This window comes from Algoriphagus sp. Y33 (assembly GCF_014838715.1).
In the GTDB taxonomy this organism is placed as follows: Bacteria; Bacteroidota; Bacteroidia; order Cytophagales; family Cyclobacteriaceae; genus Algoriphagus.
Genome location: NZ_CP061947.1, coordinates 395,182 through 419,153, shown reverse-complemented (window position 1 = coordinate 419,153; position 23,972 = coordinate 395,182). Strand labels below are relative to the sequence as shown.

General features: G+C 42.6%; 14 protein-coding genes. All 14 read right to left on the bottom strand.

Going from position 1 to position 23,972, the window contains the following annotated elements; translation table 11 throughout:
• Positions 1-19: 19 nt before the first annotated feature.
• Positions 20-1,318 carry a M14 family metallopeptidase gene (locus ID165_RS01670; RefSeq protein ID WP_192348675.1) on the bottom strand — a complete coding sequence of 433 codons (1,299 nt, stop codon included), beginning with the start codon at positions 1,316-1,318 and terminating at the stop codon, positions 20-22.
• On the bottom strand, positions 1,278-2,579 hold the full coding sequence (locus ID165_RS01665) for an amidohydrolase family protein (protein ID WP_192348674.1): 1,302 nt from the start codon (positions 2,577-2,579) through the stop codon (positions 1,278-1,280). Before ID165_RS01665 ends, ID165_RS01670 begins: the two co-directional genes overlap by 41 nt.
• A gap of 7 nt (positions 2,580-2,586) precedes the next feature.
• Entirely contained in the window at positions 2,587-5,322 is a 2,736-nt protein-coding gene (locus ID165_RS01660) for an amidohydrolase family protein (protein WP_192348673.1), read from the bottom strand.
• 194 nt (positions 5,323-5,516) lie between these two features.
• A complete protein-coding gene (locus ID165_RS01655) occupies positions 5,517-6,995 on the bottom strand; it encodes an aminotransferase class V-fold PLP-dependent enzyme (RefSeq protein WP_192348672.1) in 1,479 nt (492 codons plus the stop codon).
• A 296-nt stretch (positions 6,996-7,291) separates the two neighbouring features.
• The gene (gene ggt / locus ID165_RS01650; RefSeq protein WP_225586944.1) at positions 7,292-9,004 is read right to left on the bottom strand and encodes a gamma-glutamyltransferase; all 1,713 of its coding nucleotides are present in this window, start codon (positions 9,002-9,004) and stop codon (positions 7,292-7,294) included.
• Between the two features lie 48 nt (positions 9,005-9,052).
• On the bottom strand, positions 9,053-10,456 hold the full coding sequence (locus ID165_RS01645; protein ID WP_192348671.1) for a SusD/RagB family nutrient-binding outer membrane lipoprotein: 1,404 nt from the start codon (positions 10,454-10,456) through the stop codon (positions 9,053-9,055).
• A gap of 72 nt (positions 10,457-10,528) precedes the next feature.
• Positions 10,529-14,014, bottom strand: coding sequence for a SusC/RagA family TonB-linked outer membrane protein (locus ID165_RS01640; RefSeq protein ID WP_192348670.1), 3,486 nt, complete (start codon positions 14,012-14,014; stop codon positions 10,529-10,531).
• Between the two features lie 121 nt (positions 14,015-14,135).
• Positions 14,136-15,107 carry a FecR family protein gene (locus ID165_RS01635; RefSeq protein ID WP_192348669.1) on the bottom strand — a complete coding sequence of 324 codons (972 nt, stop codon included), beginning with the start codon at positions 15,105-15,107 and terminating at the stop codon, positions 14,136-14,138.
• Positions 15,108-15,277: 170 nt separating this feature from the next.
• On the bottom strand, positions 15,278-15,808 hold the full coding sequence (locus ID165_RS01630) for an RNA polymerase sigma-70 factor (RefSeq protein ID WP_192348668.1): 531 nt from the start codon (positions 15,806-15,808) through the stop codon (positions 15,278-15,280).
• A gap of 678 nt (positions 15,809-16,486) precedes the next feature.
• A complete protein-coding gene (locus ID165_RS26995; protein ID WP_225587173.1) occupies positions 16,487-16,633 on the bottom strand; it encodes a sigma factor-like helix-turn-helix DNA-binding protein in 147 nt (48 codons plus the stop codon).
• Between the two features lie 147 nt (positions 16,634-16,780).
• Positions 16,781-18,001 carry a ComEC/Rec2 family competence protein gene (locus ID165_RS01620; protein ID WP_192348667.1) on the bottom strand — a complete coding sequence of 407 codons (1,221 nt, stop codon included), beginning with the start codon at positions 17,999-18,001 and terminating at the stop codon, positions 16,781-16,783.
• A gap of 123 nt (positions 18,002-18,124) precedes the next feature.
• The gene (locus ID165_RS01615; RefSeq protein ID WP_192348666.1) at positions 18,125-19,132 is read right to left on the bottom strand and encodes a glycerophosphodiester phosphodiesterase family protein; all 1,008 of its coding nucleotides are present in this window, start codon (positions 19,130-19,132) and stop codon (positions 18,125-18,127) included.
• On the bottom strand, positions 19,132-20,520 hold the full coding sequence (locus tag ID165_RS01610) for a RagB/SusD family nutrient uptake outer membrane protein (protein WP_192348665.1): 1,389 nt from the start codon (positions 20,518-20,520) through the stop codon (positions 19,132-19,134). The genes ID165_RS01615 and ID165_RS01610 overlap by 1 nt, the downstream gene beginning before the upstream one ends.
• A gap of 15 nt (positions 20,521-20,535) precedes the next feature.
• Positions 20,536-23,949: a TonB-dependent receptor gene (locus ID165_RS01605; protein ID WP_225586943.1), complete on the bottom strand. Its 3,414-nt coding sequence runs from the start codon at positions 23,947-23,949 to the stop codon at positions 20,536-20,538.
• Positions 23,950-23,972 lie beyond the last annotated feature (23 nt).

Genomic DNA, 23,972 nt, shown 5'->3' with positions numbered 1-23,972 from the left:
TGCCTCAGCCCTGGATCATTCAGTATTTCAAAAGCATCAATCTCATTAATTCCTCAGCTCCCACCCTTCCTTTTTCTGCGACAAAGTTTCTGTCTGTGTTATCACCAATCTCATAAACTAATGCTTCTGCATCAAATTCCATAAAGAAGTAATTTCTCGAGACTGTTGTGGGAACCATCTGATCATTGGAACTAATATTAGGATCATACCCAGGCAATCTCCCCTTAACTGCATCTAGCCATTCATAAACGAGCCCTGGCATATTTCCTGATAACTTCGGATCAATCGTGTAATAGATATCGTCCCAGGTAGAATGAAAATCTATTCCAAAATTAAACTCCCCGCCTGTTTCGCCAATAACCTGATGCATAAAGTCCCTGACCTGCTGCGTTTCCGGATGGTTAAAATTTTGCCAGTCCCTATTGAGGTCCACCCCACCTGAATTGTGTCGCCAATGACCATTATCTACTCCATCAGGATTCATCAATGGAACTGCAAATAGGGAGAATTTTTCTCTGAATTCTACCGCTAAAGGTGATGAACCCGCAATGGTTTTTAAAAAAGCCTGCATCGCCAAATAACCGGTCACTTCCGGCGGATGCTGCCTCGATATCACCATGAGATGGTGCTTGGCCTCAGGGTTGCCTATCGTTAAGACTTTCATCGGTCTTCCTTCCCTACTTTTTCCGAAAGACTGAAGAGTGATTGCTTGATTACTTGCCATTGAATCCATCCAATTGAAGACTTTTTCCGAATCAATCAACTCCTGTCCTGCTATCCACAGTGTATCCGGCCCTACTTCCAGTGACATGGTCATTACTGCCGGTCTGGAAGTACCATTTGACTTTTCTCCTTCTAAATCCCCATAGACCACACGGGTAGAATCCAGTGGAACCCAAGTATCAGTATCCCTGCTGATTTTAGGAAAATAGCGATGTCTTGCACTCCCTGAATAGGTAACCCGGATATGAATGCGTTGCTTTTGCGGAGCCCACACTTTAAACGCATACCAGGGACTCATATTGACCGGAACATTCTCAGGACCGATCAAACCAATCAACAGGCTATCGTTTTGGGCGAACATCCCATTTAGTCTCCCTCCATTGAAATCATTGGAAACCTTTACTGAAGTCTCCTCAAATTCAAATGTACCTTTCCATTGCTTCTCAACCGGACGAGCCGCAGTACTCACGCTTTCGACTGGCCCTTGACCTTTGAACCTTTCGGTTTGGGAAAAACTCTCCGTGATTAATGCAGAGCATAGTAACACAATCAGTTTAATCCTTCTCATCCGCATATTTTTCAGCGTACTTCTCATACATTTCTTGTTGCTTGTTCTTTAGTACAGTTTTTTGTCCACGGATAAATGCCTGAACAACATCATTTGTAGCTATTTCCATAATATCCCCTTTGGAAATAAGCAAGGTAGCCTGCTTGCCCACTTCCAACGTCCCCATCAAATCTCCCACACCTAATATGTCGGCAGTATTGCTTGTCACCAGTTTGAGTGCCTCCTCTTTCTCCAATCCAAATGCAGCCGCTACGCCTGCATAGAATGGAAGGTTACGGGACTCTGTGATACTCCCCGCATGGCTAAGGGCGACCTTCACTCCTGCTTTGGTCAATAAGGCCGGTAACTTATAGCGCATATCATAATCCATATCAATTCCACCGGGCAAGCTCAAAGTAGGTGGGAGTACTACCGGAACTTTTTCTTCAGCTAAAAAGTCCTTCACCTTCAGGGCTGCTTCCCCAGTTACGATGACAAGCCCGTCGAGACTCAGCGATTTAAAATAGCGCACACTCTCCACTATCCCATAGGCATCTTCACAATGGATGAACAGCTTCATTTTACGGTTTAGTAAAGGCTGCATTGCTTCCAATTTTAGATTCCGGTTCTTTTCAGCTCTCTCTCCATAGCTGATCGCATCACTGAACATGCTTTTCAGTTCCGAGACGGTTTCTGGATACGATTTGCTGTCCTCTAAAGTGATGGCTCCACTTGCCCTATCAAATCTTCTTGATTTTTTTGCGGGCCAATTCAGATGCATTCCGGCGCTTTGTACCAAAGCATATTCCCAGTTCCAACCATCAAGTTCCATGACTGAAGACACTCCTGAAATCACTCCTCCGGACGGAGCCACTTCAGCTACCAACACGCCGTTAAAGCGTAGTGTAGGGATAACCTCCGAATCTACAGTATACGCGTAAGCGGTGTTGATATTTGGAAGATATTCTCCTTCCTCGGCATAGTCACTTGTTGCCCTGAAAGCACTTATTTCGGTCAGTCCGATCCTGGAGTCAGGCAAAATAAGTCCTGGATACACATGCTGTCCGACGACGTCAATCACTTCCATGTCACTTTCCACTGTCAGGTCCGTTCCAACTGCCTTTATCAGGCCATCTTCAAAAACCAAGTCCGTTCTTGCAAGCACTTCACCGTTTCCTAAGTGGATAGTCCCTCCTTTTAGTATGATTGCTTTTTCTTGCGGTTTCCCGGGTGTGGATACCCATTGTCCCCTTGTCGTCAAGGGCAGGAGAAATAGGAATACTATATATACCAGTATGTTATTTTTCATTTTGTACTTATTTCAACATTTCCATTAAACTTTCAGCATCTAGGAAATCACATTCCATTTCAATAGGAACCGCAGAACTTACTTTTACCGTTTCTCCTCCCTTATCCGACCACATCTTCATTTTGGACAAAATGCGTCTTCTTTCTGCAGCTACTTGTGCTCTTAACTCCAAGTCTCTTTCCATATCAAAGTATACGGCTCCTTCGATGATCGTCTTCTCAGCCTTGGCATAAATAGAAAGGGGAGAATCTGACCAAAGAACGATATCAGCAGATTTTCCTTCCTCTACAGTCCCCATCGTTTCATCCAGATGTAGCAGGATAGCAGGATTGAGTGTGGCAAGCTTCAACGCTTCCTGCTCATCCATTCCACCATACTTGATAGATTTGGCCGCTTCCTGATTGAGGTGCCTGATCGTCTCACCACTGTCTGAATTTACTGCCGTAACCACTCCTTGCCCCGACATCAGTACGGTATTGTATGGAATGGCATTCCGTGCCTCCCATTTATAATTCCAGCGGTCCGAAAAAGTAGAACCTCCAACTCCATGCGCTTGCATCTCATTTGCAATTTTATATCCCTCCAGCACATGGGTGAACGTATTGATAGTGAAATCAAATCTATCGGCCACATCCATCAACATAAGCATTTCCGACTGCACGTAGGAATGACTGGTAATAAAAAGACGTTTATGGATAATTTCCAACATTGCCTCATTCACCAAATCCCTTCTTGGAATACTTGCTGATTTATCTGAAGAACCATCAGTTGAGACACCTTTCCATAGTTTCTCATATTCCAAAGCATTGGTAAAAGCATCCGTATACACTTGCTCCAGTCCCATGATGGTTCGCGGAAAGCGGATCGAAGGATCACTTTTCGACCTTTTCGGATTTTCTCCCAGAGCGAATTTGATAAACTTATCGGCTCCATCGATCATCATATCCTGGGCTGTACCACCCCACTTGAGTTTCACCAGAGCAGACTGTCCACCTATGGCATCAGAGCTCCCATGAAGTAATTGTGCAGCGACCACCCCACCTGCCAGCGCACGATAAATAGCAATATCCTCAGGGTTGACCACATCTGCCATCCGAACCATGGATGTATTTATTGCCATTTCATTTATTGCTTTCAAGGCAATATGGGCGTGCTCATCTATGATCCCTGCGGATAAATGTCTTCCCGTTCCGTCGATTACCCGTACTTTTCCGGCTTTTAGATTCTCTCCTACTTTACTGATTTTACCATTTTCGATCAGCACATCGTGATTCTTTAAAATCCCCTTTTCGGTGTTGGTCCACACAGTAACTCCCTTGATCAGCATAGTTTCGCTTGTAGGGAGTTCTTCTGACCCAAATGCGGTAAATGGGTACAGCATCTCTGGGTTATCATCGATCGTCACAGCAGGAACATAGGCACTGTCCAAGGTTGATTTGGCAGAGACCTTGTAATTTTTACCTTGCACCCAAATCTCCGTCAGCTGTGAACCGAAGTCAAAAATGGGTCCTGTTGAGATGATCATGTTTCCATACATCCCTTCTTCCAGTCCGCCAAGCACATTTTCCATTCCTAGAAATCGCGCCGGGGTTTTAGTCAACGCTTCCAAAGCCTTATTTGCCCCAAGTCCACTAGCAACAGCAATTTTCAAATGATCCAGAAATACTTTGGGATCGTCAAGGCCATCGGCAGTGATGGCAAAATCAACTTCGTTTTTTGCTAGATATGCCAAATTCAATGGTGCCATTTCCCAATGCTTCATGTCCTTCAGTGAGATGAGATCATGAAATAGAGAATCACTTACATCAAAAGACTTGGGGAAATTTAAGGGAATTACCATCTGTCTGCCCATCTCCCTTATTTTGTCTATCCTTTGGTATTCATCGCCGGCACCTTTGATGATGAAATCCTTTCCAAGCTCTTTGGAAACCTTGTCCACGGTCAGAGTCATACTCCAATCCGGAGATTCGAAATACCAAGGAATACCCAATTGCCTATTTAAAGCTTCCAATGTCAGATCTACAAAAGGTTTCTCCTCTAGTTGACCGTACCACAGGGCATCAAACCAGGTCTGTCTCATCAGAGAGATTCCGCCCATCAGGGTATGGGGATAATCCTGCAAGGAGCTCCCTTTGTCCATAGAGAAATAGGCGGAGACTTCATTCTTGAGAATCAATTCATTCTCTTGGTCTTCTCCTAAGCTCAGTACCACCGAAGTTCCTCTTGCTACTCCATCCGGCCTGAAGGAAGAAACTGTTCCAATGCCCTGATCTCTTAAAGCCTTTGCTTTTTTCTGATCCAAGGCAAAAGCCCTTCCTGCATCAAAATCTGCTTTTATGGCATCATTGGCATTATAGGCACCAGCTCTCGCCGGTATAATCTGCTCCCGCTTGATCACTGGGTTAGTTCTTGGAGGCATGACCACTTCAGGCATCCCGTAGTTGGAATAGACATCAATGAAAGCCGGGTAGACATACTTTCCTTTCAGGTCAATCACCTTGAATCCTTTCGGCACGGCAAGACCTGCTTCGAGTTTGATGATTTTTTTACCCTTGATTAAAATTACGGCATTGTTCACAGTCTTGTCGGATGTGACAGCGGTTGCATTGATGAGTGCATACTCCCCTTGCCGCAGGTCACTTACCCCGTTTTTGGGGAAAGTCTCTTGCGCCATGCCCGTCTGCATCAGCAGCACGCCTAAGAGCAATAGGAGAAAACGCTTTATTTTTTTTGTTTGTTTCATGTGTTTATAATTGTTTTCTATTGGCCACATGGAATCTCGCACGGTTTATAATCATCCCACTGTGTGTCGTCTTCGACATGCTCGATTTCATCTGTTTGATAATTGTTTTTTAAATGGTCAGATAGCCTGTCCCGCACAGAGAATAATCATCTGGCTGCGTGTCGTTTTCGATATGCCCGGTTTCAAAGTCTGTATTATAGGTGGGCTAGAATAGTTTGATAATCGCCTTTGTCCTTAACTGTAGTGGAATTGTGGGTAAATTCGTTGTGTATCGGATCATAAGTATATTCTTGCTTCCATATATCAATATTTTCGGTAATTTCCTGAATAGCATCCATGATGAAATTCAACTCCCCGTTTGTCATAGTAGGATGAAGGGAAAGTCTGACCCATCCTGGTTTTTCGGTAAGATCACCATGGTCAATTTTATCTGTGATAGATTTTGACTGTTCTTTTGAAACTTGCAAACTGAGATGCCCATAAGTCCCTGCACAGGAACATCCACCTCTCACTTGTATTCCGTAGCGGTCATTGAGCAGAGCTACCAAAAGATTAAAGTGGATTTTGGGACTGTAAAATGAAAACACACCCAGCCTTTCTCTGACATGATCACTCAGGACATGCAACTCGGGCATGGCATCGAAGCGCTGAAAACAGAGTTCCACCAATTCCTTTTCGCGTGCCGCAATGTTCTTTACACCCATTTTTTCCTTTAGGCGAATACTCAAAGCGGCTCTTATGGTTTGAAGAAACGGTGGCGTCCCCCCATCTTCCCGGATTTCTATATCTGAGTAATAGGCATGCTCTCCCCATGGATTTGTCCAAGTCACCGTTCCGCCTCCCGGATGGTCAGGAATGTGGTTTTTATACAGTTCCTTATTGAAAACGAGCACGCCGGAACTGCCCACACCTCCCAAAAACTTATGCGGTGAAAAGAACACCGCATCCAGTCTTTGGTTTGGGTCAACAGGATGCATATCAATGGAGACATAAGGAGCTGAGGCGGCAAAATCTACGAAGCAATAACCACCGTGCCCGTGCATAATAGCTGCCAATTCATGAAAAGGAGTCACAATACCGGTCACATTGGAGCATGCAGTGAATGATCCGATTTTAACTTTCCTATCACTATACTTGGCAAGTTCCCTTTCCAATGTCAATGGATTGACGGTCAGATCGGCATTGGGTGCCAACACAACCACATCTGCAATGGACTCCAACCAGGTTGTTTGATTGGAGTGATGCTCCATATGGGTAATAAACACAACTGGCCGGTCGCAATTAGGAATTTGGTGTTTCATTCCTGTTAAAGGCTCTGGGTATATAATGCCTAGAATCCGCTGAAACTTACAAAGTACTGCCGTAGTCCCAGCTCCGCTGGCGATGATGACATCCTGATCAGAAGCATTTACATGATCTTTGATGGTTTTCTTGGCCTCGGTATAAGCCATAGTCATCTTTTTTCCTGTATAACTAGATTCCGAATGCGTATTTGCAACGTATGGTCCCAATTCATTCAGCATGAACGTTTCTATGGGATGGTAAAGACGACCACTTGCAATCCAGTCAGCATAAACAAGCTTTTTTTCTCCATGCGGACCGATAAATGACGCATCATGCCCCACAATGTTCTCCCGGTAGGACTGGAAATAGTCTTGCAAAGATGATTTCATGTGTTTATAATTGATTTTTAATGGTCACATGGAATCTCGCATGCCAGATAACCATCCCAGTGTGTGACTCTTGAGTCATGCTCGATTTCATGTGTTTATAATTGATTTTTAATGGTCACATGGAATCTCGCATGCCAGATAACCATCCCAGTGTGTGATTCTTGAGTCATGCTCGATTTCATATAATTATAATTTGTTTTTTAAAGGCCATATGGAATGCACTAACTAATCATTCCCCTGCGGGTGAAATTCTCTCATGGGCATTTCATAAGTTGTTACTTGTAATCGGTGAAATATCAGTAACCTGACGCAAACTCATCTCCACGCATATGATCTGGTGCTCCTTCCAATTCCCCCTCAGGAGTTACTAAAATTGCATTTACCTTACCCAGCAAACCCCGTTCTTGCAGAGTTTGCCCTTTCGCTTCCAGTTGCATTTTAGTGAGGCTATCCAGTCCCCCTTTTTCATAAATAATCACATCAGGCATCCATTGGTGATGAAATCGGTACGCATTCACTGCCTCCTGCATATTCATAGTATACACCATCGCATTGACCATGGTCTGGAAGACGGAAGTAATAATCGTAGATCCTCCAGGTGAACCCAATACCATCCATAATTTCCCATTTTTCTCTACAATAGTTGGAGTCATGGAGCTCAGCATCCGCTTATTTGGCGCAATAGCATTTGCTTCCCCGCCTACTAATCCAAACTGATTTGGTGTTCCGGGCTTTTTGCTGAAATCATCCATTTCATTGTTCAAGAAAAAGCCGGCGCCCTTCACCATTACTTTGGCCCCGAAATACCCATTCAGGGTAGTTGTTATCGATACTGCATTCCCTTCCTTATCCACGATTGAAAAATGGGTAGTTTCCACACTTTCAATGATTTCCACATTCCCGGCTTTGATCTCATCAGAAGGCGTCTTTTTGGCAGGATCAAAACTCTCCATCCTTTTCTTCATCCTTTGCTCAGCCAGCAAATCTTCCAACGGCACAGGAAAAAAATCAGGATCACCCAAATTCTCTGCCCTGTCTGCATATACCCGGCGCTCCAATTCGGTAAATAAATGAATGGCTTCAACTGAATTTGGCTCAAACAAGGAAATATCATACCCCTTTAGGCCATTGAATAGTTGGACAATTGCAACACCTCCACTCGAAGGCGGAGGCATACTGATGATATTATAACCCCTGTACTCACCTATAATAGGATTCCGCCAAACAGCTTCGTAAGCTTTCAGGTCAGCCAAGGAAATTAGGCCTTTCCGGGCTTCCATTTCGGCAACTATCAGTTCTGCAGTTATACCTTCATAGAATCCTTCATTTCCTTCTTCGGCTATTCTCTCCAACGTGACGGCCAGCTCAGGCAGTATTAGGAGATCTCCTCGTTTCCATTGCGTATCTTTGACCATAGGAATAGAAAAGCGATTATAAGCTTCAAAGTCAGATTTTGCCTGATTGAATCGAAGTGCCTGATTTTCGGAAATCACAACCCCCTCTTTGGCAAGTTGGATAGATGGTGCCACCAATTCCTTCCAAGAAAGCTCCCCAAACCGCTCATGCAATTTGACCATTCCATTGACTGTGCCCGGTACACCCACAGAAAGCACACCTTTCAGGCTCAGGTCTTTTACCGGCTCGCCAGCTTCGTCCAAATACATATTTTTTTCGGCCCTAGACGGAGCCTTTTCCCTGAAATCCAAGGCTCCCTTTACACCCGTGGCATCACGGTAAACGGCAAAGCCCCCGCCACCGATATTCCCTGCTCTGGGATAAACCACCGCCAAGGCAAATTGTACAGCTACTGCTGCATCAAACGCATTTCCTCCCCGCTTCATGATTTCAACACCTACATCCGAAGCGTACTTATTGGCACTGACCACCATTCCATTTCCCGCGATGACCCCTTGTGTCCTTTCTGCACGTTGGGTCTCAGATTTTTCAGCACACCCGACAAGCACTATGCTTACCGCTACAGCAAAGGAAAGAAAACTCTTCCCTCTCATCGCCAATTGATTAATCTTATTACAATTTCTCATTGAACCGAATCCCATCTATTGGTTAACCTGAGTAGGTTGGTAGAACCCAGGATCTTCAGGAGCATTGGAATTAGTAGTCATCTCTGTCTCAGGAGTAAGGAATCGCTCGATGTTTTGGGCAGCAGTGGCGGTATTCAGTGGAAATGGAACTAATACATCCGTGTCATCTTTCTTCAATCTTCTCGCATCATCAAAAGGCATAAAGGTGGTAAACCCTGTCACATACCGCTCTTCTATGATTTCTCTTAGGAGTGCTCTTTCAGGACTGATCCCATCCCTATTTTCTATTCCTCCTGCTTGGAAATCCGTAGCCACATAAGGCAGGTAAGACAAGGTGTACTGATCGAAATTGGAATTTAGAAAACTACCGGAATTCAGGTAGCTTCTATGCATGTTCAAGTATTGAAGACCGGTTTCCATTCCTTGGGTGCGGGCTCCGGCTTCGGCGAGAATCAACGTATTCTCCCCGAAAGTGATCAGGGGCTGTGGTTCCAGCTCATGGGCTATGCCCATGTTCACCGTAGCACTAGTTCGATCAATTTCATAATACATCATTCTAGCTTCTTCATTGGTCTTTTCATTATTTCTGGAAATACCGCTTTCAGTATCCAATAGCTTCATCAGATAACTGTCTCCCGTACCTAGGTTAGGGCCGTTTTGCAAGACGATATAATACTTGTTTTTGGTGGTGTTTTGCCCAGTGACATCCAATGGGTTAAACATCATGCTATTTGCATGGGACGAGATCCCATTTTGAGCGGCTGCAAAAGCTTCTTCGTAGGATTTGGAAATCATGTACAACCTGGCTTTTAAAGTCCAGGCTGCTTCCAGCCATTTTTCACCATCACCATTATAGATGTAATCTTCCGCAACTACATCGCTAGCCTCCACCTTATTGAGGTCTTCTATAGCACTATCCAGCACTAGCTGAAGCTGAGCGAGGATAGCTGACTGCTTGTCAAACACCGGATCTATTATATCTGAAACAGCCTCAGAATAGGGGATATCTCCAAATAGGGTAGCATACGTACCGATCAAATGTGCTTCCAAAACTTTGGATATGCCCTGATAGAGGTTGTTTCCTTCAGTTCTGCTGCGGATTAATCTGGCAGGATTGACTACAGATTGATAGCCATCCCAGTTAAAATCAGTATTGACAACTTCATATTGATAGCGAAATCTCTCCACCTGTTCGTATCCTATTAATTGTCCCGAATAGTATGCCGCCATTCTGCTATAGGCGCCTAGTTGAATATCAATGTTACCCAATTCAGCTCCATTCATAAATAACCCGGCGTCAATTTCATTGAGGGTAAGTTGGTTTGGATTGTCATTAATCCCATCAACCAAACTCTCACAGCTACTTACAGCAACCGTTAGGCATAAAATCGACAGTATATATTTAGCTTGTTTTTTCATTTTTTCGATCGTTTAAAGTGGTAAATAGTACAGTTTGAACCGCACATATAATCCTGAAAACCATAGGACATACTAGAAAGTAGCCTGAATACTAAAAAGGAAGGATTTAGTCCCAGGGTTGTTAAAGTAATTCATGCCGAACGCATTGCTCACGCCATAATTATTTGTTTCAGGATCCACACCTATGATATCAGACCAAAGAAACAAGTCTCTACCGCTCGCTGACACCCGAAGGGACTGAAGCTTTATTTTCTTCAACAAGCCTGGGCTAAGCGTATATCCCAAAGTGATGTTTCTCAATTTCGTCCAGGTAGCATCCTCTATAAATAGATCATTGACCTTGTTGAAGCCTAAGCCGCCCCCAATACCGGTGTACCAGGATTCATCCAACAACACATTCCCTGCCCCAAAGTCCGTAATATTTCCACGGACAGTAGTTCCCGCAGCAATAGTTTGTCCGTTGATATTTACCAAGTCTTCCGTAAGCGTAACTTCGTTCCCGGTATCTCCATGCGTGCCAAACCCGTACATTACCACACGGGTTCTGTTGATAAAATCACCGCCTTGGGAATGCTCGAACAAAAAGCTAAAATCAAAATTTTTGTAATTCAATTGCGCTCCCAATCCTCCTCTCCAATCCGGGTTTGGATTACCGATTACCCTTCTTTCCGTATCCAGTTGTGGAAATCCATTTGCATCCAGAGCAAGCGTCCCATCCTCATTACGCACAGTACCCGGCAGCCAAAACGCACTCATTGGCTCACCTTCCACTGCCTTGGAAGTACCTCCTATATCTACAGTTTCTGCTCCTTTTAAATCAACCACCAAATTTCTGTTGTTGTTGAAATTGGCATTGAATGAAAGGGACAGATCTTTCTTCCTGACGGCAGTGACGTTCAAATCCAGCTCCAATCCTTTGTTTTCTATTATGCCCGCATTGGAATATTCGGTAGCAAAGCCCGTACTTGGGTTAGTTTTTACAGCGAAAAGTATATCGTTGATCTCGTTTTGATAGTAGGTTACACCTAGGTTAACGTAATCTTTGAAAAATCTCAAGTCTGCCCCTATCTCCCATTCTGTCTTTACTTCAGGCTTCAGATCCGAATTTCCTTTTTCCGAATCAATCATAAAACTTCCTCCAAAACTTGGATAGCCTGTCGTTGCAAGCGTGTTGAACTTATATGGATTTGGCTGTATCCCCACTTTGCCTAGTGATGCCCGCAGCTTTCCGAAGCTTACTCCGGGAATGGCAAACTTGTCCGTAAACTGCCAAGCCACATCAACGGATGGATAGAAGAATGTCCCTCCTACGGTAGAAGCAGCTTCTACGGCACCGGAAGCGTTGATATAAAGCTGATTAAATAAACTGAGGTTTAAGACACCATAACCTCTATTTGATCTAATGTGCGTCAGGGTTCTTGACCAGGATGAGGCAGCCTGATCAGGATTTAAGTCGGTTGTATGCAGGTTTGAATTAACTGCAAATGGGCTAATGGATGTTCCGTCATAGCTTTGCTGCCGGTCGTTATAGTTAACACCCAACGTTAAAGACCCGGAAAGGTCACTGCTGATTTCTTTGGTTGCCGTAGCTATCGCATCAAAATTAACTTCTTTACTGGATCTTAACTCCTGAGACCATGAACCGGTACTCCTGGCGCCCGCCGAACCTATTGGAAAGAATGATTCCCGGGAATCAGTAAAATAATCAATCCCTCCCCTGACAATGAAACTCAACCAATCTGTAGGATCGATCAGGATTTCAGGCGTGAAGATAAAGCGCTCAACTATAGAATTAGAGGTTTGTTCATTGATCGTCCATCCAGGATTGTTGTAAATAGGATTTAGGGTTTCTCCCAGATGCCTTCTATAGTTTCGCTGTCTTCCGGGATACGCAGTCCCTGAAGCATCTACGTATGTGCCTATATAATCTTCATTATTAAAATCAGGCGCGCCTCTTAATAAACCTAAGAGCAATCCATTGGTATCATCACCGGCTTGATGAATACGGTTTGACTTAGTGAAATTATAAGAAATCTTATTGTTCCAAGTCAGCCAGTCCATCAACTGAACCTTTGTGTTAAGCCTGATATTTTGCTTGTTATATGTATAGTTTTTGATGATCCCATCTTGGGCCAGATTCCCATAACTAAAGAAATAAGAAGCTTTTTCTCCTCCTCCGTTTACAGAAACATCATGTTGATTAAAACCTCCATCCTGAAAGACCTGATCATAATTTTCATCCAAAAATGTTTCCGTTGAATTTTTGGTCAATACCGGATAAATCGTATTTCCCGAAACATCCGAAATAAAATAAGCCCCATTTTGATCTACTATATCTGAGCCTCCGGCTCTTTCGGAAATTTTATCACCCCAAGATTCCGCAGACGAAATATTCCTCACTCCGTTTCTTCCCTGTCCATAACTGTCCTGAAGTGGATGCCATATATTAATTTTATCGATTGACCGGGTAAAAGAATAAGTCACAGATGGCTTCTGATTGACATTACCGCTTTTGGTTGTAATTATGATTACGCCATTTGCCGCTCTGGATCCCCAAAGAGCTGCAGCAGAAGCTCCTTTCAAAACCTGCACCGACTCAATGTCATTCTGGTTGATGTCATTCAATCTAGATTGCTGGGAAACCGTCCCAGCCCCGCTGTTATCATTGCTGATTGGCACCCCGTCCAAAATTACCAGCGGTTGACTTGCCCCCTCAATGGTATTGACGCCACGAATTTGAATAACAGAACCTGCTCCCGGATCACCATTTGTCTTACCTATCCTTACTCCGGAAGCCTTTCCCGCCAACCCGTTAATCAATCCTGTCTCACCGGATCTTTGAATCGCTTCTGAGCCAATGCTTGAACTGGTTGCGCCTGATTGGTCTTTGACTTGCTTGGTGCCCAAGGCGGTTACTACCACTTCTTGAAGACCTTCAAAAGATGGATCCAAATAAATTGTCAAATTATCACCTCCGGCGGAAATATCTATTTCCTTGGAAATATACCCTACATAGGAAACTACAAGAATATTTGATCCTTCCGGAACATCCAACGTAAAGGCCCCATTAATATCAGTCACAGTACCCACCAGGGAGCCTTTGACCAGAATATTCACACCGGGTAGGCTTTCTCCATCTTTTTCATACACAGTCCCGGAAATCTTTTGAAAGCGAACTGCCGGTGGCTTTAGTTCTAAAGGCTCACGTTTTTTCACGGCAATCAATTCATCAAACTGCCTGAAAGAAAGCCCTGACTTTTTCCCTATATCATTTAATACAACATCTAAGGTTGTTTTTGAAAAGCTCAAATTAAACCTTTGGTCAATTTGGACAATCTCGTCACTATAGGAAAACTTAAATTCCGTTTTCTGTTCGATCAGCTCGAATATATTCTGCAACGTTTCACTTTGAACATGTATACTTAATGTTGTCTCATGTATTGCTTGTCCAAAAGTTGCCTCGGCAGTAGCTAAATTAAAAAAGAGAACTTGCACAAACATTAGGTATACAACCGTTTTGGTAGTATACATAACTAGTTTCTGTAAAGATATTTCCATAACTTTAAGTGTTAATAATTAGAAAGATTTATTGACATTTTGTTGAGCAGTATCAGTCTTTTGCGGGTCATGATACTGCTCTTCATTTTGGATGTTTTTCAGGACATATGCATTCAATTTATTAGTTGCAACTCATTCCTGTAATTCGGACTTTTTTGCCGTCCTCAGAAATTTCATACTGAATCCCGTAGATAAATCCCAGCGTTTCTAACACGCTTCTTAGACGCTGATCATTAAAATCCCCATTAATCTTACAATTAATAAGTTCCTTGATGTCATAGATAAATTCCACATCATACCACCTCTCCAATTGATCAAAAGCCTGATCAAGAGGCAAATTTCTGAACACAATCCTATCGTCCATCCAACTGTTGATCTCTGACACATCAACTTTATTGATGAGAAAAGACCGACTTTCCAACTTATACTCTGACTCTAAACCAGGTGTCAACACCACTTCCTGATCTCCATCCCCTACCTTCACTTTTCCGGTGACTACTCCCACTTTTATCACTGATGCCCCATGGGTATTAATGTTAAATGAAGTCCCTAGCACTTTGGTAGACAGCTCCCCTGATACAATGGTAAAGGGTCTGGCTTCGTCCCGTTCAACTTGAAAAAATGCCTCACCGTCCAATTCCACTTTCCTTACATTTTCGTCGAAGGTTTCAGGATAGGTTAGAGTTGTACCTGAATTGAGAGAAACCTTGGTACCGTCACTTAATACGACCGTTGTCTTCTGACCATTTTCAGTGACCAATTTCATCCGTTGATCCGGGGAGCCTACATAGAACAACCGGTAAAATAGCACCCCTGATAGCAACACCATGGCGACAGCCATTAGGGAGGGGACTAAATATCTCTTTCTAACAGAACTTTTATGAGCCGATCTTTGCTTCAACCTGCTTTCCAGATTTCTGAGCATACGGTTTTTAGCCTCCAACTTATACTCATCATAATCCCGACCATCTGAAAGTTCAGGTTTAGCACTTTTATTGGAAGTAAAAAAAGCATCCAGTATATTCTTTTCAGATTCACTGCAACTTCCATTGAGGTAATTATCCAATAAAGCTTTGTATTCTTCGTCGGTCATTTATGAGTTGTTTCTTATATGTTCCCAAAAAGAACCACAACCCTAACGAAAACAACCAATTTCTTTAAAAAAAGAATTTTTCAAGTGAATTTATACTGAAAAAATACCCGATAAAATTAAAATAAAAGATAATCTCACGATTTTAGAGCAAAAAATAAACCGAATTTCAACTATCCTTTAGAATGACATTTTCTCAATGTCATGAGTGCCTTGGTAATATGGGCTTCTACAGTTTTATGTGAAACCTGTAGACGAGAAGCAATTTCGGCATTGGACAAATTTTCAAATCTGCTTAATAAAAACACCTCTTTTGGTCTGTCCGGCAATGCATCAATACACTCATCCAAAATCATTTTTGCCGATTCATAATCAAATTGCTCTTCAATATTATTTGCGAACTGAATAGAATGAAACTTTTCCAGTTGTTCAGGAACTGCTTTTTTATTCCTTAATCTTTGAAACACCTTGTATTTTACAGCATTATACAAATAGGCTTCAATATCCTCTATCTTAACCTCTTTGTTCCTATTCCAGAGGGAGATAAACACCTCCTGCACAACGTCCTCTGCTTCATTTGTGTCTTTGAGGATATTGACTGATACCTTAAGCAATTTTTCCCAAAAGGCATTGAATATTACCCGGAATGCCTTGTGACTCCTTGTCTCATCGAAAATACCCCATAGGTCATTGTACCCCTCCACAACTTTTCATTAATAAAGATGAAATTATTCTGCAATAAGATTAATAAAAAAACAACAAAAGCAGAACAAAATTGAAATATTTTTAATTGAGGAAAAAAATGTTTTTACCTCGCAAATTTCAATACAACAACTAAATAGCGTGAGGCAGGATACAGAATTCCCGGCCTCTCCACCAAATCTACCCTACCGTACATTTTCTTAACAGCCGATCCTAGGGTGCTTTTCACTTAAAAGCCAGAAAGCCTTACACATTCTAGAGGAAATAGCAGCGTTAGGGGACGGCAGATGGCAAGGTTTGTGTTTACGGATCAGCTCTATCATTACTCATCTACAGGAGTTGATGCTTCCTTTTTTCGGTAACCGCTCACTACATCCATGTTTCCACCAAATGCAGCGTAAGGTGGTTTACTATTCCTGAAAGCAGTCACAAAAACTGCTGGCCACTACCGAAAATATCGATTATGAAATGATTATGATAAAAATGTAAAGTTCATTTTCTGATAATACACCTACCGAATTGATTGCCTGAAATTGCAGTGCTCAATGGTAGTTTATCCGTTTGTTCCTTAAAAACCATTGAGTTCTTTCTTGGCTCTTATCCTTATCGGAGAGAATATAGGGAATTGAAAGAATAAACAAATGGTGTTTCAATTCGGATCTCAAAAATCTGAGGGTCTGTCACATCTTATTATGCACAGTCTGTGGGGCAATATTGAGCTTGGCAGCTATTTCTTCGGCACTGAGTTCCTGAAACCTGCTTAACCTAAACACCTCCTGTTCCTTGGAAGGAAGGCTATCCAGTAGATGGTTTAGTTCTTCATACAGTTCCTCAAATACAAGAATATCCCGGAGATACTTGGACTTCTATCCTGATGCCCCTGTAAGGAATCTGTTAATCTACTGTGCTCAATTTGCCTATAGACTTGTACTTCACAACACTCAGTAGGCAGCCCCTAAGACTGCTCTGAACATTCAATCTGTAAAGTAAGGACCAAACTGATTGATTACATTCAGATCTCCTTCATTCAAAATAAACACATAGAACTCTTTTCCGCCGGGCATCACCCGTATTACAACATGGCCTTTCATGCTTTTGTAATTATCATTGAACCAAGGGCCATAGGTGATCTTAGTCTCCGGATGGATGTAGGTAGCAAAAATATCCCTTTCTTCATTTTGCTTCGATTCGTATACAAGTCTGGAGTACACCTCCTGGCCTGGATGATCAGAGCACCAAGTCTGCTCTACCACAACCTTAGGATCCAGTTTTTCCACAAAATTACTATTGGTAGCATCTCTGTTTCCATGATGATTGAGGGTAGTAACTTCTACTTTACCAACAGCATTTGCCATTGGTGTTTCCACGTCAAACCATTTTGGCAAGCCAAATCCCTGCAGCCCGGTATTATCTCCTCCTGTAAAATAATCAAAGTCACCATAGGAGATTTTAATTGCCAAACTTAACGGGTTTTCATTGTATTTACCCTTATAATAATCCACCATGTCGGTTGCTTGGAAATACTGTAGGGTCTTATTTCCTTCTCCAGTCCAAATCGTTGCACCTGCTTTTACATTTCTTACCTTAAAATCGAATTCTGTGTTACTAAGCAGTACAATTTGATCATCCCTTCCTACCCTAAGAGCTTCTGCGGAAACCTCGTTTTTCTCCAAAAACCGAAGGTATCCCATAAACATTTTATCGTTTTTCAGGTACTCCTTCATATCCAACGGGAAATCGTAATCAGGATAATTCCTGTCGATCATTTTACCAAAAGGAATCAGTTCTCCAAGCGCCACAATACTTCCGTAATGATCACTGTGAAAGTGGGAAATTACACCATAGTCAACCCGGATATCCCTCCCATTTGGACTTACCTTTCTGATGTAATCTGCTATCCATCCTCCGGCAGTTTTCGAGTCATCCGGAAATGTGGATGTCGCCAAAAGGGGAGCATTCTTCTTTTGGAAAGCTTCCTCATCCAAATCGCCTGCATCAAACAACATGGTGGTGCCATCGGGAAAAACCATAAATGCAGCATCCCCATTGCCTGTATTGATGTGATGGATATCCAGATACCCATCCATCCATGGAGGAAGAGACTGGGCATATGCTTGGGATAAAGTAAAAGCGGGTGCTAAAACCAACATACAGGCATACACCTGAAGTGAAAATGGTAATCGATATTTTTTCATGCTTATATATTGAAAATAAGGAGTTCAGGTAAAATCAAACCCGAACCCCTTTTATGGAAAAAAGTCAATAAAGAAAACAAACTGTGACCGGATTGTTCTTTAGTCGAGGCATTGGGACAATACCTAGTTATGCAATCCTCTTGCTCTCAAATAATCAAGTAAAACCCGGGGTCTGTCAGTCTGGATAATATCTATATTATTATCAACGAACCAATCATATACGGTAGGATCCAATGCTGCCTTTTCATCATCATGCCCGCCGTTGTGATGAGCCCAAAGGGAGTTAACCCAAACACTGGCTCCTTTATCCCTTAATTCGCCGAACCGGTTTATAAATGCAATGGTATCCTGTGGTATGGTGAATTCAAAAGCGACAGGTGCCCCGCCAACCAAATAACTATCCACAATCTCATTCAATTTTGGATCATTTAAGATGACGATGGGCATAAAATAAACCCGGTCTAAATACTGACCGAATTCCTCCTCCACCTCTTTTTTTGATTTAGCCCCTTTTATTACTATTTGATTGAGTGTGCCGGTCTTTTCGGCTATTTCAAAGCATTTGTCAAAAATATCATAACTCTTATCCAAGTTGACCAATATTTTACCTTTACACAGTACCAATGCTTCTTCCAGAGTCGGTATTTTATGGGGAGTGACCACTCCCAATCCGTCTTTTAAGCCAAGGCTTTTAAGGCTGTCCAATGTCCAGTCCTTAACCAAACCTGTGCCTTTGGTCGTGCGGTCGATAGAGGAATCATGCATGAGCACAAGTTCTCCGTCTTTGGTTTCCCTCACATCTATTTCCACCATATCCACTCCCATATCGATGCAATTTTGGATGGCCTGAAGTGAATTTTCAGGAGCATTTCTCCAGTCACCCCGATGTGCAACTACGATGACCTCCTTATTTTTAGAATCTTCGAGATTTGCGATTAGACCTTCAATATCAGGAGTACTTCCTGAGGCAACAGAACCGTGCTCTGGCATTGGTTCCGCATTAGGGCTATCCTTGGCTTGACAGGCAAAAAGCGCCAGCGCTACACAGACAGTGGAAAGACAATTCTTTATCTGTCCATTTATGAAAGTAGAGAGGGATCTATGCCCCCCTCTGTTTATACTATTTTCCATCAGTAGCCGGGATTTTGAACCAAAGCGGGGTCTGCGGCAATCTGACTTGCCGGGAGCGGCATCAAAAGCTTATTGTCATCGGTGATGCCCAAAACAGTTTTTGCCCTGCCTTGTCTCAAGAGGTCAAACCACCGGTGTCCTTCCCAAACCAACTCCAGCCTTCTCTGCAAATCGATCTCTTCGAATATTGAATCCTTATCCAGAGAACCGCTATAGGAACCCAACCCTGCACGGTTTCTAATCATATCCACATATGACTTAGCCTCAGATGATTTCCCCAATTCATTTGTAACTTCTGCCAACATCAAAACCACATCAGCATAGCGTAGGACAACCCAGTCACTCGGAGAGTCACTTATGGTAGTATTTGGTGCGGCAATTTTATTGTTAAAAGCCAGTCCGGATTCCAAAATCCCCACATAAGTGTCTTTCCTTTTATCTGTTGTCCGGTATAAGCTGTAAAAATCTCCCTTCAATACACCATGCCCTTTTGTTCCTGCCATATTTCCCACCAGCCTTCCGGTAGGATTGAACATCCTATACGCATCCGAACCCTCGCTGTTGGAATTAATGCCGGAAGCAAACTGTACCGCAAAGATTATCTCCCTGTTCAGTTCATTGTCTTCTGAGAAGATAGCATTCAGGTCTGCAAGCAATTCATGCGATCCGGAAGTGACCACACTTTTTAAGTAAGTTTCGGCGGCTGTATAATCTCCCAACGTCAGAGCCACTTTTCCCGCCAAAGCCTGCGCAGCTGTTTTCACTACCCGCATTTTATTGGCATCCGAGCGTGGGGCAAGCATTTCAATGGCCTCATCCAGATCATTCCGGATTTGTGCATATACTTCTGCTTTGTCAGTTCTGCTCTGTCCAAAAGAATCTTGGGGGTTTTCAATCTCAACGATGACCAGCGGAACATCTCCATAGATTCTCACTAGATTGAAATAAAGTAGGGCCCGTATAAATTTCATCTCCCCAATACGTGATTTCTTGATAGCCCCGTCAACGTAATTGATATCTGCGATTCTATTGATTACAATATTCGCCCGTTGAATCCCGATATAGGAGTCCTGCCAGATATCCTGGATAATAGCGTTTTGGGAAATTACGTTGAACATGTCAAGTTGCCCGTAATTACCTCCGTCATTTGCCGGAGTTTCATCATAAGCATCTTCTCCAGGCAGCTCACTCATGGCCGGTAACCCGGTATCATAAAGCCCGGTGAATTGCAAAGCCGCATAGACAGCATTAACCGCTTCCTCCATTTCTGACTCATTGGAATAGAAGTTATTCGCTGTTTTGGTCGTAACGGGATTTTGAACAAGTTCACTTTCGCAACCCCAAAGTATCATAAGAATGACCGGAATTATATATGTAAATCTTTTCATTTCAATTTTTGGATTTTAATAAGAAATTTTTAATCCTAGAATAAAGGATCTGGCAATTGGATAATTTCCACCGGTATTGTAACCGGAAGTCAAAATATCATTGGAAGTACCATCCGGGTTCCACCCTCTAAAGTCAGTTTTGGTAAAAAGATTATTACCCGATGCATAAATTTGTAGCTGGGATAATTTGAGGGAACTCAAAGCTTCCTGTGAAAAATCATAGGCAATCCGTACATCTCTTAGACGAAAGTAATCCCCGTTATTTTTAGTCACTACCGCTGAGCTTCGGGTAAGTTTTCTTGCATTGGAGAAGTTTCCGAAGTTCGGTTGCCCCAAGAAGCCCTCAGGATTGTTTTCAGGGTGGTATCTATTTTCAAAATAATAGGTGGTTGGAACCGCAAAACCCTCCCCTGCTTCAGTCAATGAAGTCATATCCCCATCCAGCAGAGTTCTTCCGGCAACTCCCATAAAGTTGAATGCAAAAGACACTCCTTTAAGGGACAACTCTGAACCAAACCCATAAGTCATTTTTGGGGCATAGGTGCCTTTGGACACCTTATCATCCACGGTGATAACTCCGTCGTTATTTACATCCTCTACGATTAGATCACCTGTCAATGTACCGTCCAAATGAGGTGTACTATCAATTTCTTCCTGCGTCTTGTAAACCCCTGAGATGTTGTATCCATATATTTCTGCTATTGGACGACCTACTTGTGTAATAAAAGCCTGATCTGTACCGGTAGCAATTCTCTCCTGCCCCGGTCCAAGTGCTACCACCTCATTTTTGTAAGTAGTAAGGTTAGCGTTGAAACCAATTCTCACCTCACCTATTTTAAAGTCATTTGCACCTACCTGCATCTCAAAGCCCTGATTTTCCATCTCACCGATATTTGCCAAAACCGTATTATATCCGGTTTGCTGAGGAACGGGAACATTCAATAATAAATCCTTTGTATTGGTTTTATAATAAGCGGCGCTTACACTCATTCTGTCACTGAAGAATCCGAAGTCAACGCCCAAGTTAAGTGAGGAGGCTATTTCCCATCCCAAAAAAGGATTCGGAGCTGAAGTACTGATATATCCAGGCGCAATAGAATTGCCGAATACATAATTGGAATTAGTGACCAATGCTTGAGAAGAATAATTACCAATTTGATTATTTCCTGTTTTACCCCAGCTTGCTGATAGCTTGGTAAAAGTCAAAAATTCATTTTTAGGAAAAAAGCCCTCATTGCTCATAATCCAACCTGCGGATAAAGAAGGGAATTTTCCCCAACGGTTTTCAGATCCAAAACGCGAGGATCCATCCAATCTTAATGCTGCTGAGAGCAAATATTTTCCTTTAAAATCATACTGTAATCTTCCAAAATAAGATTCCAACGCCCAAACATCAATGGTAGAGGATACGGAATAGGCACTAGCTCCTGCTATGTTCTGAATATTATCGTCAGGAAAGCCAGTCCCAGTAGTTTTTGTATAGTTTCTGTTTTCTTTCTGAAAAGTGTAACCGGCCAAAAGATTGAATTTATGGTCATTGATCTCCCTACTATAATTCAAGGTATTTTCTATCAGGTAATTGACTTTGGTGGAGCGGGTTTCGCTGGCATCGGCATCAGACCTTGGTGCAGGAGTACGATAAGAACCAACATAAGCCGGATAATAATAATTAAGTATAGAAGCATCATAATCACCGCCTACGGAGAGCTTATACTTCAATCCCTGAATAATTGAGGCCTCCAAAAAGATATTTCCAAACCCTCTGAATTGTTGTAGATTGTTGTTGACCTCGTTAGCAGTAGCAACAAGATTTTCCACAGGCGTTCCATTAATTCCTACTCCTTCAATTTTTCTGGTTTCATTGATTAATTGATCACTGATATTTATTGACCCATCTTCTGTGTAAGGGCTGTATTGCGGAAAACTCAATGGAATTAATCCCAATGCTCCTGAACTTCTGCTTCCCTGATCAGAAAAATTTTGATTTGAGTAAGACGGCTTTACATTCAAGCCAACGTTGATCCGGTCAGTTACTTTACTCTCCAAACTTACAGATGCAGAATATCTTTTCAGATCCGTACCGATAACTACTCCTTCCTGATCAAAGTACCCCAATGAGGAGTAGTATTTAGTTTTCTCGTTTCCACCCGCCATAGAAAGAACATAGTTTGACATAGATGCAGTCCTAAATGCCTCATCCATCCAATTGGTATTTGTAAGCCCAGGATTTCCATTCAGATAAGGAATCATATCATCCAAAATCAGCTCTCTCCCATCGATATTCTTACCGTCAATCTTCTTGGTGACACGTACCGAATTCAGATCACTATCACTTCTGTTTGAAGGATCTTTTGACACATATCCCCAGTCTCTGGCCTCAGATAGAAATTGGGCAAATTGGTAACCATCAACCAACTCAACACCTGAAGTAGCTTGCTGAACACCCCTGTAGACATCTAAGGTCACTGTAGTCTTATCGCTGAATGTTCCCCTCTTTGTAGTCACCAAGATAACTCCATTGGCAGCTCTTGAGCCATAAATAGATGCAGATGCCGCATCTTTAAGAATACTTATATCCGCAATATCATTTGGATTCAACGCATTCAACGTGCTTCCTTCGGTCATAGGGAAGCCATCAACAACGATGAGGGGGTTTACCCCGGCAGTCAGTGTACCAATTCCCCTAATTACAATTTGGGCTCCCTCACCGGGTTGTCCGTTGGAATCGTTGATCTGTACACCTGAAAGCTTTCCTGCCAGCTGTTTTTCAAAACTTCCTGAGTTGTATTGCACCAGATTTTTTGAATCGATTTTGGCAACCGCCCCCGTAATATCCGATTTGATCTGAGAACCGTATCCAATTACCACCACTTCGTTTAGGGCAGACATGGTCGAGGCTAGTTGAACATCAAACTTTACTTGATTGCCAATAGACTGCTCTACTGTCTCATAACCAATATATGAAACAATCAAAGTAGCGGCATTGTCCGGAACACTAAGTGTAAATTCACCGTCCAGATTTGTAATCGCTCCTATTGTAGTGCCTTTCAGAAGCACTGCTGCCCCAACAAGAGGCTCTCCGTTTTCATCGCGTATTGTACCTGAAATGGTTTTATCGACATAAACTTTGGCTGAGGTCTTATGGACGACTGTTGACTTGACAACCGAAATATTTTTATTGACCTGCTTAAACTCGACGTGTGCTTTTTCAGAAATTTTGCCCAAAGCTGTAGTAAGAGGAACATGGTCCAAGTCTAAACTAATGCGGGTTGGTTCTTCGAGCACATCATTTGAATAGGAGAAAACAAACCCTGTTTGTCCCTTCAAAATAGCTAAAATGTCTTTCAGTGACTTGTTTCTCACGTGTATTGACACGTAAACCTCGCCGGTATCATTTGCGTAAAGGGTATCCGCAATCAAAAATTGCATACAAAATGTCTGTACTAACAAAA

Excerpts from the sequence above, each read along its gene's own strand:
- ID165_RS01610 (WP_192348665.1), bottom strand. The coding sequence starts at position 20,520 with ATGAAAAGATTTACATATATAATTCCGGTCATTCTTATGATACTTTGG.
- ID165_RS01605 (WP_225586943.1), bottom strand. The coding sequence starts at position 23,949 with ATGCAATTTTTGATTGCGGATACCCTTTACGCAAATGATACCGGCGAG.
- ID165_RS01655 (WP_192348672.1), bottom strand. The coding sequence starts at position 6,995 with ATGAAATCATCTTTGCAAGACTATTTCCAGTCCTACCGGGAGAACATT.
- ID165_RS01620 (WP_192348667.1), bottom strand. The coding sequence starts at position 18,001 with ATGAAAAAATATCGATTACCATTTTCACTTCAGGTGTATGCCTGTATG.
- ID165_RS01645 (WP_192348671.1), bottom strand. The coding sequence starts at position 10,456 with ATGAAAAAACAAGCTAAATATATACTGTCGATTTTATGCCTAACGGTT.
- ID165_RS01670 (WP_192348675.1), bottom strand. The coding sequence starts at position 1,318 with ATGAGAAGTACGCTGAAAAATATGCGGATGAGAAGGATTAAACTGATT.
- ID165_RS01635 (WP_192348669.1), bottom strand. The coding sequence starts at position 15,107 with ATGACCGACGAAGAATACAAAGCTTTATTGGATAATTACCTCAATGGA.
- ggt (WP_225586944.1), bottom strand. The coding sequence starts at position 9,004 with ATGAGAGGGAAGAGTTTTCTTTCCTTTGCTGTAGCGGTAAGCATAGTG.
- ID165_RS01615 (WP_192348666.1), bottom strand. The coding sequence starts at position 19,132 with ATGGAAAATAGTATAAACAGAGGGGGGCATAGATCCCTCTCTACTTTC.
- ID165_RS01640 (WP_192348670.1), bottom strand. The coding sequence starts at position 14,014 with ATGGAAATATCTTTACAGAAACTAGTTATGTATACTACCAAAACGGTT.
- ID165_RS01660 (WP_192348673.1), bottom strand. The coding sequence starts at position 5,322 with ATGAAACAAACAAAAAAAATAAAGCGTTTTCTCCTATTGCTCTTAGGC.
- ID165_RS01665 (WP_192348674.1), bottom strand. The coding sequence starts at position 2,579 with ATGAAAAATAACATACTGGTATATATAGTATTCCTATTTCTCCTGCCC.